This window comes from Paenibacillus glycanilyticus NBRC 16618 (assembly GCF_004000805.1).
Lineage (GTDB): Bacteria > Bacillota > Bacilli > Paenibacillales > Paenibacillaceae > Pristimantibacillus > Pristimantibacillus glycanilyticus.
The window spans coordinates 19,433-33,695 of record NZ_BILY01000056.1; the positions used below are offsets into that span (position 1 = coordinate 19,433).

General features: G+C 53.2%; 11 protein-coding genes. 3 read left to right on the forward strand and 8 right to left on the reverse strand.

Translation table 11 applies throughout. From position 1 onward, the window contains the following. Complete coding sequence (locus tag PGL01S_RS28560; protein ID WP_127498763.1) at nt 1-1,593, forward strand: response regulator; 1,593 nt, start codon at nt 1-3, stop codon at nt 1,591-1,593. Here the strand turns inward: PGL01S_RS28560 and PGL01S_RS28565 are convergent. The 5 genes from PGL01S_RS28565 to PGL01S_RS28585 form a co-directional block, all read right to left on the reverse strand. Then, a complete protein-coding gene (locus PGL01S_RS28565; RefSeq protein WP_127498765.1) occupies nt 1,568-2,044 on the reverse strand; it encodes a hypothetical protein in 477 nt (158 codons plus the stop codon). The two genes, PGL01S_RS28560 and PGL01S_RS28565, sit on opposite strands and share 26 nt — an antisense overlap. 351 nt (nt 2,045-2,395) lie before the next feature. Continuing rightward, nucleotides 2,396-4,033, reverse strand: coding sequence for an alpha-amylase family glycosyl hydrolase (locus PGL01S_RS28570; RefSeq protein WP_127498767.1), 1,638 nt, complete (start codon nt 4,031-4,033; stop codon nt 2,396-2,398). Between the two features lie 9 nt (nt 4,034-4,042). Next, nucleotides 4,043-4,891 carry a sugar ABC transporter permease gene (locus PGL01S_RS28575; protein ID WP_127498769.1) on the reverse strand — a complete coding sequence of 283 codons (849 nt, stop codon included), beginning with the start codon at nt 4,889-4,891 and terminating at the stop codon, nt 4,043-4,045. Next, a complete protein-coding gene (locus tag PGL01S_RS28580) occupies nt 4,888-6,195 on the reverse strand; it encodes a carbohydrate ABC transporter permease (protein WP_127498771.1) in 1,308 nt (435 codons plus the stop codon). The genes PGL01S_RS28575 and PGL01S_RS28580 overlap by 4 nt, the downstream gene beginning before the upstream one ends. A gap of 82 nt (nt 6,196-6,277) precedes the next feature. Then, entirely contained in the window at nt 6,278-7,603 is a 1,326-nt protein-coding gene (locus PGL01S_RS28585) for a sugar ABC transporter substrate-binding protein (protein WP_127498773.1), read from the reverse strand. A gap of 437 nt (nt 7,604-8,040) precedes the next feature. On the opposite strand from PGL01S_RS28585, the gene PGL01S_RS28590 reads away from it, so the two are divergent. Next, the gene (locus PGL01S_RS28590) at nt 8,041-9,075 is read left to right on the forward strand and encodes a LacI family DNA-binding transcriptional regulator (protein WP_127498775.1); all 1,035 of its coding nucleotides are present in this window, start codon (nt 8,041-8,043) and stop codon (nt 9,073-9,075) included. Between the two features lie 57 nt (nt 9,076-9,132). Next, entirely contained in the window at nt 9,133-9,567 is a 435-nt protein-coding gene (locus PGL01S_RS28595) for a Dps family protein (RefSeq protein ID WP_127498777.1), read from the forward strand. A 79-nt stretch (nt 9,568-9,646) separates the two neighbouring features. Here PGL01S_RS28595 and PGL01S_RS28600 read toward each other — a convergent pair whose 3' ends face one another. The 3 genes from PGL01S_RS28600 to PGL01S_RS28610 form a co-directional block, all read right to left on the reverse strand. Further along, nucleotides 9,647-11,164 carry an MDR family MFS transporter gene (locus tag PGL01S_RS28600; protein ID WP_127498779.1) on the reverse strand — a complete coding sequence of 506 codons (1,518 nt, stop codon included), beginning with the start codon at nt 11,162-11,164 and terminating at the stop codon, nt 9,647-9,649. A gap of 128 nt (nt 11,165-11,292) precedes the next feature. Further along, nucleotides 11,293-11,922 carry a fumarylacetoacetate hydrolase family protein gene (locus tag PGL01S_RS28605; RefSeq protein ID WP_116394049.1) on the reverse strand — a complete coding sequence of 210 codons (630 nt, stop codon included), beginning with the start codon at nt 11,920-11,922 and terminating at the stop codon, nt 11,293-11,295. Between the two features lie 70 nt (nt 11,923-11,992). Further along, on the reverse strand, nt 11,993-13,945 hold the full coding sequence (locus PGL01S_RS28610; protein WP_127498781.1) for an ABC-F family ATP-binding cassette domain-containing protein: 1,953 nt from the start codon (nt 13,943-13,945) through the stop codon (nt 11,993-11,995). Nucleotides 13,946-14,263: the final 318 nt, after the last annotated feature.

The following is a 14,263-nucleotide window of genomic DNA, read 5'->3' on the forward strand; positions in this document are numbered from 1 at the left end:
ATGAAGGTACTTATCGTGGAAGACGAGCCGCTTCTGCGGGAAGGTTTAATTCGCAAAATCGATTGGAAGACGCTTGGCCTTACGCTTGCGGGAGAAGCCGGGGACGGATTCGAAGCGATGTCCCTGCTCGTTAGCTGCCAGCCGGATATCGTCCTTACCGATGTGCGAATGCCGGGCATGGACGGACTTCAGTTCATTAACCAGGCGCGGACGGTCTCCCCGAATACGAAATTCGTCATTATTAGCGGCTTTAACGAATTCGAATATGTACGCGAGGCGCTGCTCAATCATGTGAAGGATTACTTGCTTAAGCCGATCGATAAGGAGAAGCTGCGCGCGCTTCTTGCCGGCCTGGTGGAGGAGCTGCGGGCAGAAAGGCGGCAGGAAGCGGATCTTTCCAAGCTGAACGCGCTGGACGAGATGATCCGCCAGAGCCATTTGCAGCCTCTGGATTTTCAGCTTACGCATCTGATCACGGAGCAGGATGCCCACTGGGATGGTCTCCCTGTCGAGCTGCTGCAATGCTGCTCGTTCGTTGGCATCTCCGTGCGTATCGTCTACCGCAACGAGACCTCCCGCTTCAAGGAGAACGAGGAGCCGCTCGCCCGCTTCGCCGTCCAGAACAGTATTGAGAACGCGCTCGCGGCGCTCCCCGTTGAAATCCTTGCCTTCAAGCATGCTTACCACTCGGAGGAGATTGTTGTCTTTCTCGCCTCTCCGAATCGTGTACTCGAACCGGAAAGCATCGTGGAAACGTTAACGCAGACAGTTGGCTGGATCCGCCAGCATCTTGGGCTTATCGTATCCATCGGTGTTGGCGGCGTAAAAGAACAGCTGACCTTGCTAAGGCTCTCCTGTCTTGAAGCGAGGAAGGCGCTACAGAACCGGCTGCTATTCGGCGGCGGCAACGTCTACACGGATACGGTTAACCAGTCGCATGCGGCGACGGTATTTCCGCTCCTTCATCAAGCGGAGCGCGGATTAACCGCCTTGCTGGAGGATGGACAGCACCGCGAATTTCTCGCTTTTGCTTCCGAGCTGTTCCACACCCTGGCGGAGTCGCCTGACGCACGGTACGAGCATGTCGAATATCTGTACACCGAAATCATTCACGTTCTCCGCAAACACGCCGCCAAGACGGCCTTCGAACTGCCGAACTGGAATCTCGGGACGCCGATCGCTAGTCTCGAGAGCTTTACGGATTGGCGCCAGATTATTTCGGTTATCGAACAGCAGCTTGAAAGGCTGAGCAATGTGCTGGGTGACGGAGCCGAGCGTTCCTGCGACGACATAATCGATAGCGTGCAGCAATACGTACAGCAGCATTACGACGAAGACCTGTCGCTGCAATGGGTCAGCGACAAATATTTTATCCACCCCAATTATTTCTCGAAGCGGTTTAAGCAGATCGTTGGCATCAGCTATAACGACTATGTAACGCGAGTGCGCATCGAACGGTCCAAGGAGCTGCTCAAGACGACAACACTCAAGATCGCTCGAATCTCGCAGCTAGTCGGGTACGAGGATCAAGGCTATTTTTGCAGCGTGTTTAAGAAAGTGACCGGCGTTAGTCCGTCGGCCTATCGGATCTGAATTTAAACCGGATTAGAGTGATTACCGATTGAATCAAAAGCAGCAGCAGGATGCCGCTTAAGAACGAGTAAAAGTTGATGTAAATCGTATTGGTATAGGGGTTCAGCCAGCCGAATTCATTCGTTCGGCCATCGATCCGATCGCGTATCCGCTGGGCTTTATCCACCTGAAGCAGGAGCGATACCGCCAGCAGAGCAAGTAAAATCACCGATACCCGGACTCTATTGTACTGCACCAGATACCGCTCTCTATGTACGATAAAGGCGATACCGGTCAACAGCAGCAAATACGCCGGCAACTCGAGAAACCACAGAATAACCGCGGGGTTCGAGCTGCCGGAAATGCTTTTGCCCGGGATCATCTCGATCGTAAGCCAATCAACAAGAAAAATTAGAATAACGTTAATCAGGAACACAACAAGCGTCACGATCCGCAGTACTTTCGTATTCAATGTTCCGCCCCTCCCGCAATCCGAGCTTACTCAGCTATCAATTACCGCAGACTACTATTGTACCGCTCTAACGGTTGGTTCAAACCCCCGTTGCTCCGGTTCCTCATCGGAGCCTTCACACCCGCCATCCGCCAACCTCAAACCAATCTGCCAACATTCGCTCCTCTTCCGAACCGAGCGCTCTCGCTTCATCCGCTGTAACACGGTTTTTGCCTGCTATTCAGCTACTTCGGAACCGAGCACTCTCGCCCCAACCGCTGCAACACGGTTTGTCCCTAGCGGGACGACGGGGTGGCGAGGCCCCCGCCGCCCAAACAACAAAAAATCCGGCGCCTAAGGCACCGGATTCGTCTATTTCAATATAACGCTGCTATATGGCGGCAGCGTGACGACGCCGCCGCTTAGCTCAGCGGCGTTATCGCTCTTACGGCTCAGCTTCGCGAATGAGCCGTACTCTTCGGCCAGCTCCGCCTTCTGCGGCTGGCCGGACAAATTGTGCAGCACGAGCACGCGCTCGTCTGCTGTTGCCCTCACATACGCGGATACTTGCGGTACCGCGTTCTTCAAGCTGTACGCGATGATTCCCCCATCGCGCAAAGCCGGCTCCTCGCTGCGCCACTTGAGCAGCATCCGATACCAAGCAAGCAGCGACTGATCATTCTGCTGCTCGCTTTCCACCGATACGGCCGAGCCGGCAGCATTGTACTTGCTCTGCTCCCAGCTGGTCTGACCCTCCCCGCCAGCGGGGTCGGCATACCAGATCATCGGCTCGCGCAAATACTCATCCGGCTTAGCCCCGGCCATGCCAAGCTCTTCGCCGTAATAAATAAACGGATTTCCCGGCAGGGTGAGCAGCATGGCGGCAGCCATCCTGGCATGGGCCAGATTGCCGTTCAATGCCGTCATCACCCGGGTCTGATCATGGTTGCTCAGAAACGGCGCGTCCACATACGTTCCGCCCGAGGACTTCTCGTACAACCCGTATGCCTTGCCAAGCGTAAAGGCCAGATCCGAATCCCGCTCCCGGTCAGCCGAGCTGATCAGCTTGCCGGCAAGATCGAAATCAAATGCCGAGTCCAGCGCCTTATCCAGATAAGGAGCAATAACAACGGGCGAATCCCATACCTCGCCGACCAGGTACGCATCCGGCTTCACGCCGGACAAGCCGCTGCGGAACTCCTGCCACCATTTTTGATTCGCACCCTGAATCTCCGGGCTATTAATGGTTGAAGCATAGTCTCCATAAATATGCTTGGCCGCATCGAGCCGGAAGCCGTCCAGCCCCTGCTCCAGCCAATATTGGCCGATGGACACAAGCTCATGGCGTACATCTGCATTGTCAAAATCCAAATCCGGCATGCCTTCCCAGAACACGCCTAGATACTTTCTTTTCCCATCCGCCGTCACATGCCACGGATTGCTGCCAACCGCGCCGTCCGCCTTCGCATCCTCATCGGCCCCGGCAAAATGGTACCAGCTTCGATACGGACTATCCGGATCCGCAAGCGCCTCCTTAAACCACGGATGCTCCGTGCTGGTATGATTCACAACAAGATCCATAATGACCTTGATGCCGCGCTTATGCGCCTCATCCGTCAGCTTCTTCAGGTCATCAATCGTACCGTAATCCGGATTGACCGCCCGGTAATCCGTCACATCATACCCGTGATAGCTTGGCGAAGGATTAATCGGCATCAGCCAGATCCCGCCGACACCGAGCTGCTGCAGATAGTCCAGCTTTGCCGTTACGCCGTTCAGATCGCCAATCCCGTCCCCATTCGAGTCATAGAAGGACCGGACAAAAATCTCGTAATAAACGGTGCCCGGCTGTTCATCCACCGGCTCCGCGGCACCATCCTTCACAGCAGCGGAAGCAACAGGCTCACCTTCTACTTTCCCGCCGCCAGCGTTATTTATCGAGCAGCCCGCAAGCGAAGCTGCCAAGGCGGCAGCAATCGCGGCACGCACAAACCATCCTCCATACGCCATAGCCAAGCCTTATCCTTTCGAAGCGCCTGCCGTAAGCCCTTGAACAAGGAACTTCTGCAGGAAGACGAAGAGCAGCGTGATCGGAACCGCGATAAGCACGGCGCCGGCGGCAAACATCGTAAAGTTCGAGTTCTGATACGAGCTGACCAGATCCCACATGCCGACGGCAAGCGTCCAGTTCTCTTTCGAGCGGAGCACCAGCCGGGCGAAAATAAAGTCGACCCAAGCGCCAGCAAACGTCGTCAATGCCACATAGATCAGAATCGGACGGGCAAGCGGCAGCATAATGCGGTAGAAAATTTGCAAATGGTTCGCGCCGTCAATCCTTGCCGACTCGTCGAGGCTGCGCGGAATCGTATCGAAGAAGCCTTTTATCACAAACCCGTTCATCAATACCGAACCCGCGGAATATACGATGATGATCGCCGCATGGGTATCCAGCAGGTTAAGCTGAAGCAGGAAAATATACACCGGCACAAGGCTCATAAAGCCAGGGAACATGCCGAGGACTAGCAGGGTTGTCAGCAGGGTTTTCCGCCCCTTGAACCGGAAGCGCGACAACGCGTACATGCTCATCGTCGAGAGTATCGTCGAGAAAATCATGGACAGGAAAGCAATTTTGAGCGTATTCAGATACCATCTGCCGTACAGGAATACCTTCGAATGGAACAGCTCCGTGTAGTGCGACAGCGTAAACGTCTTTGGAATAAACGAATCGCTGTATAGCGAGGTGCCCGGTCGGAACGAAGACAGCAGCACCCAAAGAGCAGGATAAAGACAACAGATCGCGATGACAGTCAGCACCGCGTAGCTAAACGTCAGCCGAATAAAACGGCTCCTCGATTGACCAGCCTTCATTGGATCATATCCTCCTCTTTGAACGACTTCGTGCGGCGGTAGTTAATGATCGAGAACGTTGCGATAATGATGAAAATAATAATGCCAATCGCCGAAGCCATATTGAATTGGCTGTTGTTCAGCGTCAGTTTGTACAGCCACGTGACAAGCAGGTCCGTGCTGCCCGCATATTGATAATTGCCGTTCAGCGGTTCCCCGTTTGTCAGCAGGAAGATCAGGTTGAAGTTGTTGATATTGCCCGCAAACTGCGTGATCAGAATCGGCGCCGTGGCGAACAGGACAAACGGCAGCGTAACGATCCGGAACTTCTGGTAGCCGGAGGCTCCGTCCACGTCCGCCGCTTCGTAGAGATCCTTCGGAATGGCGGTAAGCACGCCAAGAATAAGAACCATCGATACCGGAATGCCCACCCACATATTCACGAGAATAGCAGTCGCCTTCGCCCAGGTCGGATCCGTCAGCCAAGGCAGCTTGCCAAAGCCGAAATACGACAGGTACTGGTTAATCGGCCCAAACTGTCCGTTGAACAGATTGCGCATAACGAGCAGCGAGATGAGCTGCGGAATCGCGTAAGGCAGAATGAAGAGCGTCCGCCATAGCTTTTTAAACTTCACATCCTTCTGTTCGATAAGCAGAGCGACAAGCAGGCCGCCGAAATAGCAGGTTGCGGTCGCCAGCACTGCCCAAATAATCGTCCAGGTAAATACGCCAAAAAACGTTCTGCTCCAGGATTTCAGCGTCAGCAGGTCTTTAAAGGTGTTGAAGCCAACCCAATCGACCAGCTTCGCCGGCGGAATATGTTGAGGCAATGAGTAGTTCGTGAAGGAAAGCAAAATCATGAAGACAATCGGCATAATCGTCAGGAACAATACGCCAAGGCCCGGAATGGTCAGCAATAGATGAGGAAACTTGCGGTCCCACACATAGCTGATGGACTCCCTGAACGTCGCGGCCTGAATGCCTTGCTCTCTTTTTGCCCCCGTACGGTACGCATCGCGGATATTCATAATGTAAATGGCAATAAAAAGCGCCAATACTAAAATCGTAATTAGACCGTTAATCATCAGGAAGATCGAATGATCCCCTTTGACCGTCTGATAAACCTTGCCTACCTTCACCATCTTGGATGGCGTATCGCCAAGCGTCCAAATCCCCCATAGGTCTTGCACGAGGCGAGGGATAAAATATACAAGCGCTGCCGCCTCCGTCAGGAGCAGCAGTATTCCCTTCATATATTGCCGGTTGTACAGTTGGCCAAGCCCCATAGATATGGCGGACAAAATAGCACTGCGACGACCATTCATACCCGTGTACTCCTTCCACGGCTTACGCCCGCCGAAACTGCTTTCGGCGGGCGAGCCATCTGTCTCTTATTTCGCTATGCCATTATTTCGTCGTGCCTTTAGCCGCCTCTTGCACTTGCTTAACCGCATTGTCGAGAGCGGCCTTCGGATCTTTGTTCTCGTTCCAGATGTCGGCCAGAGCCGCGCCGATCGGATCCCATACGCTGCCCATTTCCGGAATGGAAGGCATCGCTTGCGAATTTACGAATTGCGCCGCAAAGCCGCTCGAGATTTCATCCGCTTTGAACGTAGGATCTTCCATCGCTTCTTTGTTCGCCGGAATCGCGCCAGTCAGCGAGTAGTCTTTCAGTTGGCCTGCTTTGGAAGAAATAAAGTTAGCAAACAGACGGGAGGCATTCGGGTATTTCGTAAACGAGTTCACGTACCAAGCTTTTACGCCGGAGAACGAAACAGCTGGTTTGCCGTTGATCGTCGGAATTGGCGCTACGCCAAAGTTAATGCCGAGGTTCTTGAAGTCGCCGACTTTCCAAGGGCCCGTAATCGTCATCGCCAGCGATTTGTCGGCGAATTTGCCTTGGATAATGTCCGCGGAAGCGTCGCCGGATTTGATCGGCAGAATTTGCTTCAAGGATTGGAAGTACTTCAGACCTTCAACCGCGCCGTCGTTGTTCAGACCGATGTCGGCAGCGTTTGTGCCGTTCTCGCCGAACACGTAACCGCCTGTCGATGCGAAGAAGATGTAGTTGAAGTAGAAGTTGCCCATTTCCCACATGAGGGCATATTTATTTTTTGCGGGATCATTAAATGTTTTCGAGAAGGTAACGATGTCGTCAAACGATGCCGGAGGCGTCTGTACCAGGTCTTTGTTGTAGAACAGCGCGTAAGTTTCTACCGAACGAGGGTAGCCGTACAGGATACCGTCCGAAGTTACCGCGTTAACCGCAGCTTCCGCGTTTGCTGTTTTTGTCTCTTCTTCGAAGAAATCGTTAGGAAGAATAAGTCCGGCTGCTACCGCTTGGCCAAGGTTGTCATGCGGGAACGTTACGATGTCGGCACCGATGCCCGCAGGACCGTCGGTTGTCAGCTTTTTCACTTGGTCCGGCGACTCTACTTCTTCGATTTTGACCGGAATGTTGTATTGCGCCGTAAATTCCTTCGCCATTTCTTCTACGAAGCCGCGTTCGTTCTTCGAATCCCATACAGTGAGCGTTGCGCCTTCTTCCGGCACGATCGCCTCGTCTGCCGGCTCCTCGCTTGCGCCTGCATTGCCTGCGTTAGCAGAAGCTTCTTCCGTTGCCGCGGGTGCGTTTGTTGCCGCGGAATTGCCGTTGTTATTGCTGCCGCCGCTTCCGCAAGCCGACACGATGAATAATGCCGTGATCATCGTCGTTACAAACCATTTTTTCATTCTTAATGATCCCCTTCCGTAATGTATGACTTGGGATAGATGCGCCCGATCTTACCCGTTTTCCGTGCCTGCAGCGGGTATGCCGCTATTTGTCGTTTTGTGCAAACGTTTGTGCAAATGGCAGAAGAAAAGTAAGGGTATACGTCGTTTTCATCCGTTTTCGGCTGATTATACGCCGATTCTCGCAATGAAAGCGTTATATCCACGAGTTCATCATACAACAGCCTATTAGGTTTGTTAAAACGTTTGCACAGATGATCTGTGCAAGTAATTTTATGGTTATCTCCCGTTTTCTTCGATTTTCTTGGATTTGCCCAATATTTCACTTATGGCTTGGCAAAATTCCGAACTGCCAGTTTACTTTAAAGACCCGTTCAAGTAACATGGATGCATAGAGTTCAAACGATTGCATAAAGAGTAAGGGGATCACGATAACGATGGTAACCATTAAAGATATTGCGAAAGCTGCAGGCGTTTCCCCTTCCACCGTGTCGAGGGTGGTATCCAATCATCCTCGAATCAGCAAGGAGACGTCCGCCAAGGTGAAAAAGATCATGGAGGAAATGGGCTATCACCCGAATGTCATGGCCAAAAGCCTGGTCTCCAAGACAACCAAAACGTTAGCCATCATGCTCCCCCGCCCTGCGGAAGAGCTGTTCCAGGACTTCTTTTTCGGGGAACTGTTAAGAGGAATACTGACCCACTCCACCAGAGCGGGCTACGATATGCTGCTTACGACGGCAACAAGCGCGCATGACGAGACCGAGACGATCTCCCGCCTCGTGTTCGGCAGGCGCGTAGACGGCGTGATCCTGCTGTCTGCAAGAGTGAATGATCCGCTTATCCGTTATTTGAACGAGCAGGATTTCCCCAGCATTCTGATCGGACGCGCCGGCGAGGAATACAGCCGCGTGATGACGGTCAACAACGATAACATACAAGCTGCTTACGACGCCACTCAACATCTGATCAAGCAAGGCCATAGCCGAATCGGTTTTGTGAGCGGACCAACCAACCTGACCGTTTCGAACGACCGGATGGAAGGCTATAAAAAAGCGATGCGCGAGGCAGGACTGCCCATGCAGTCGGAGTGGATTGTGGAAGGCGAGTTCCTGCAGGAAAGCGGCTTCCGGGCTATGTCTTTTATTATGGGACTGCCGGAGCGCCCGACAGGGCTTGTGGTCATCGATGACGTGGTGGCGTTTGGCGTGCTTCGCGGCTTAACCGAAATCGGCTACAAGGTGCCTGATGACATCAGCCTTGTCAGCTTTAACAATATTGCGTTGTCCGAGCTTGCTACGCCGCCAATCAGCTCCGTAGATATCGGAACGTACCAGCTCGGCTATACAGCCTCGCAGCTCTTAATCCGCCAAATTCAGGACGAGCCGATCCATCAGTCGGATGTCATTATCCCGCACCGGCTGATCGTACGCGAATCCTCCGTTCGACTTGCCGCCAGCCGCGGTTTTTAAGTATGCAAAACCTTTCCCGTGCGCACACTACTGCCTAGGAAAGGAATGTGAAACCGTATGACACAAACAAATGACGTTCTTAATAAACAAATCGCCAATTGGAGCGTCCTGTACATCAAATTGCACAACTTCCATTGGTATGTCAAAGGCACTCAGTTCTTCACTCTGCATGTGAAGTTCCAGGAGTTCTACGAGGAAGCAGCTCTTCATGTCGATGAGCTTGCCGAACGGCTGCTGGCGTTAAAAGGCTCACCGGTTGCGACGATGGCGGAATATCTGCGCATCGCCAGCATCAAGGAAGCGAGCGGCAGCGAATCGGCCCACCAGATGGTGGAGACGTTGATTACCGATTTCTCCATCGTCATCAGCGAGTTGAAGGAAGGCATGGATATTGCACAAGACGCAGGCGACGAAACGACCGCCGATATGCTGCTTGCCATCCATACCACCCTCGAGAAGCATGTCTGGATGCTGACCGCGTTTAACGCTTAATTATTTTCGTTATAAGACAAACACCCCCGCCTCAGCCTTCCGGCCTCCGCGGGGGTGTTCGTTATATTGCAAGAAAGGTCTATGCAACCGTTTGTCCGGCTTCCTGCTCTTCCGCATCCTCATGCTTCGTGAGCACTTCCTTCTTCAAGAACCAGGTGATTATAAAGGATACTGCCGCAAATCCAAGCGCTATAACGAAGATATGGTCAAAGGAATTGGCAAATACCGTTTGAATCTTCAGTACGAGATCCGATGGCAATCCGGCCGGAATTCCGCCTGTCTTGATCGAATCTACCGTCCCCGGATCCATTCGACTGGACAAGCTGTTTATGCCGTCTTTAATGCTCTTGGCGAGCACACTGCCGAATACGCTGAGCCCAACCGTAGCGCCAAGCGACTGGAACAGCTGAACCGTGCCAAGCGCTACTCCGCTATGCTTTTTCTCTACGGACTCCTGCACGATCAGGTTATCTCCGCCAAACAACGCTCCAATGCCTAGTCCCATAACAAAGAAGGCAATAATAACAAACAACGGAGTTGTGCTTACGGCCAGCTGCGTGAGCATGAATATTCCCACAAGCGGCAGGACGAAGCAGGTAATAAACAGGTTGCGATAAGCGACGCGTGTAATCAAAAAGCCGTTTACGATACTGGACGGGATGGCTCCGGCCATAAAGGCGAACATCAGATAACCCGCTTCGGTTGGCGTAAGTCCCATCACATTTTGCGCGAAGAACGGGAAGGTTGCGATTCCGCCCATAAGCCCAAGCATTAACGTAAAGACAAGAAGGGACAATACAACGACATTCCGGTTGCGGAACAGATGCAGCGGAATGATCGGCTGCTTCGCTTTCGATTCAATCCGAATAAACAAGCCGATTAGTACAGCGGACAAAACAAGCAGTCCTATAATAATCGGGGACGACCAGCTTAATCCTTGATTATCGATCAGTACAGGCGCAATCAGGAAGGACAGTAATGCGGCGACAAGCGTTCCCGCCCCTGCCCAGTCAATCGTATGCTTTTCTTCCCCTTTGGACTCATGCAGTCCTTTGAACAAGAAGGCAACCGCGATAACCGCTACGGGAATATTGATCAGGAACAACCAATGCCAATTGAGGTTTCCGACAAAATAACCGCCGATCGTCGGTCCGATTAGCTGCGGTAGAATCATTAATGGACCAATAAGGCTCTGTACCTTCGCGCGCTGCTCGAGCGGGAAGGATTCTCCGATAATAACTAGAGCGATTGGCATTAATCCGCCTGCGCCGATCCCTTGAATGCCTCGGCCGATAAGCAGCTGGGCCATGGAGTCGGCGGAGCCGCACACGATGGAACCGAGGCAGAACAAGGCCATACAGCTCATGTATATTTTTTTCCGGCCAAATACATCCGCAAGCCTGCCCAATATCGGCATAGCAATCGTCATAGCCAGCATGTATACGCCTGCTACCCAGCCGTACAGCGATAAACCATGCAGCTCGCGGATAATCGTCGGCATTGCGGTTGAGACGACGGTCTCATCCATCTCGGCGAATATAAGGCCAAGAAGCAAGCCGATCAGGATGAGCGTTTTATTGTTTTTATTCACAGTCACAGATAAGCACCTCTCCACTTCTTTGATCTGGAATCATCTTAACCGCCGAATTTAAACGGAATTTAAACCGAAGCAAAAAAAAGACTGTCGATTCTAGCTCGACAGTCTAACTCGTTTATGAGATGCCGCTATACCAGCTTCACCGTGCAGCTTGCTGCTTTTTCGCCGTTAAACAGCGCTTCGAGCACGTCGCCGTCATGCAAAGCGGCTACGCCGGCAGGCGTGCCCGTAAAGATAATGTCGCCTTCGCCAAGGCCGTAACGCGAATCGATATGACGCACCAGCTCGGAGATGCTGAACAGCATATCCTTGGAATTACCAAGCTGCGCTTGCTCGCCGTTGCGAATCAGGGCAAAATCAAAGGCTTTCAGCCCTTCCTCACCCGGATAAGCCATCCATTCGCCAAGCGGAGCGGAGGCTTTGAAGCCTTTGGCATCCAGCCAAGGCTGGCCTTTTGCCTTCAGCTTGCTTTGCACGTCGCGCAGCGTCAAGTCGAGTCCTAGCGCCAATCCGTCAATAATCTCATCCGGCGACATGCCCGGTTCAAGACGACGCGCGATGCGAAGCACCAGCTCCAGCTCGAAATGCACTTCTCCGCGTCCGCCCGGAATTTCGACGACGTTGCCGTTCATCGGCGCAACCGCATGAGAGGGCTTCGTAAAAACAAGCGGCTCCTCCGGTACTTCATTGCCCAGCTCAAGCGCATGCAGCCGGTAGTTCCGGCCGATGCAATAGATGTTGCGAATATCGTTTGCCATGGTTGGAGTTCCTCCTAATAAGAATTGCGAATAACAATTGCGAAGTCATTTTTGCTCCGCAAGCATAAGACTATTTCTTCTGAGCCGCGATCTTCTCCGCCAGCTCGTTAAGCTCCGCCCAGCGGTCCATCAGCTCTTCCAGCTTGGACTCCAGCTGCTGCTGCTCTTCCACTAATTGCTGCAAGAGCGCGGAGTCGCTGCCCGCGTTATTCATCTTTTCCGTCACGGCCGTCAGCTGGCTTTCCGCTTTCTCGATCCAACCGTCAATCTGCTCGTAATCCTTCTGGTCCTTGTACGACATGCGCAAACGTTCGCCGGATGGCTTGCTTCCGCCGTCTACAGCAGCAGAAGCAGACTGTTCTGCTGCTGGCTTAGCTGCCGCCTGTGCCGGTTTTACGCTGCCTGCCGAGTCGGCAGTGATACCATACTTCTCGACATATTCCTGGTATTCGGTGTAGTTGCCGACATGCTGCGTAATGACGCCATCGCCTTCAAAAGCAAAGATTTTATCGACGGTCCGGTCAAGGAAGTAACGGTCATGGGATACAACAAACACAACGCCAGGGAAATCGTCGAGGTAATCCTCGAGTACCGACAATGTCGCAATGTCCAGGTCATTGGTAGGCTCGTCGAGCAGAAGCACGTTAGGCGCATTCATCAGGACGCGCAGCAATTGCAGACGGCGTTTCTCGCCGCCGGACAACTTGCCGATAATCGACCATTGCATCGCAGGCTCGAAAAGAAACCGCTCCAGCATCTGCCCGGCAGAAATGGTCGTGCCGTCTGCCGTCTTCACCTGCTCCGCTCCTTCGCGGATATACTCGATGACGCGAAGCGACTCATCCATCTCTTCATGCTCCTGCGAGAACCAACCAAGCTTAACGGTCATGCCAAGCTCGATCTTGCCTTCATCGGGCTTCAGCTTGTCCGCGATGAGCTTCAGCAAAGTAGACTTGCCTTCTCCGTTACGGCCAACGATGCCGACGCGGTCTTCCGGTACGGCGATATAGCTGAAATCGCGGATAAGCGTGCGGTCGCCAAACCGCTTGCTGACCGATTCAATCTCCACGATTTTTTTGCCGAGGCGCGTTGACGCTACCGATACGTCCATTTTGCCGCCTGATTGCTTCGGCGCTTGCGCCTTAAGCGCTTCGAACCGGTCGATCCGGGCCTTCTGCTTGGTCGACCTGGCTTTCGCTCCGCGCCGGATCCATGCCAGCTCGTTGCGCAACAGATTCTGCCGCTTGTCCTCCGAAGCCGCTTCCCGCTCCTCGCGTTCCACCTTCAGCTCGAGGAATCGGCTGTAGTTCGCTTCATAAAAGAAAGCCCGCCCTTTATCCAGCTCGATCACGCGGTTGCTTACCCGGTCCAGGAAGTAGCGATCATGGGTAATCATAAGCAGCGCGCCTCTGCGTTTTTGCAGCATGCTCTCCAGCCAAGCAACGGATTCGTTATCAATATGGTTGGTAGGCTCGTCCAGAATAAGAATATCCGAAGGCTGCAGCAAAGCCGCCGCCATCGCCACGCGTTTTCTCTGCCCGCCGGAGAAAGTCTCTACTTTATCGTTGAAGTTCTGAATACCAAGACGGCCAAGCGCCGTCTTTGCTTCGCTTTCCAGCGTCCAGGCGTCCAGCTCGTCCATCTTCTGATTAGCTTTGATCAGTCGCTCCTGCAGTGACTCGTCGCTTGGCTTCAGCTCAAGCGCTTCAAGCGAAGCCGTATATTCGCGAACGGCGCGCAGCTGCGGTGAATCGCCGCCAAGCACATGCTCGAGCGCCGTCTCGCCCGGTGCAAATGTCGGGTCCTGCGCCAGCATCCGCACAACGACGCGGTTGCCGATCGAGATGCTGCCGGAGTCGGCAGGCTCAAATCCGGCGATAACCTTCAGGAACGTCGACTTGCCCGTTCCGTTGACGCCGATAATGCCGATTTTGTCGCCCTCTTCGACGCCAAAGGTCACGTCCTCGAAGAGCATTTTCTCGCCGTAGCTTTTCGTTATATGTTCAACCGATAATAAATGCATAATAAGTTACCCTACTTTACATCCAAAATGTGCAGCCGCCCTTGCGGCAACTGCCATCCGTATCATACCATATTCCGCCGCCCCCTGGCACCCGAAGCCATGCAAACATGATGCTTAGCAAACCCGCCTCACGCCTCATCCCTTACGCAAACAGCTTAACGATGTCGCGCATCGTTAAGCACCACTAACTGCCCCATTTCTGATAGCTTAACGATACGGCGTATCGTTAAGCTTAGCCAAAACCGCCCATTTTGCTCATTCCGCCAACTTTCCTCTTCCCTTAACGATGTCGCACATCGCCAAGCCCCCGCACTTCCC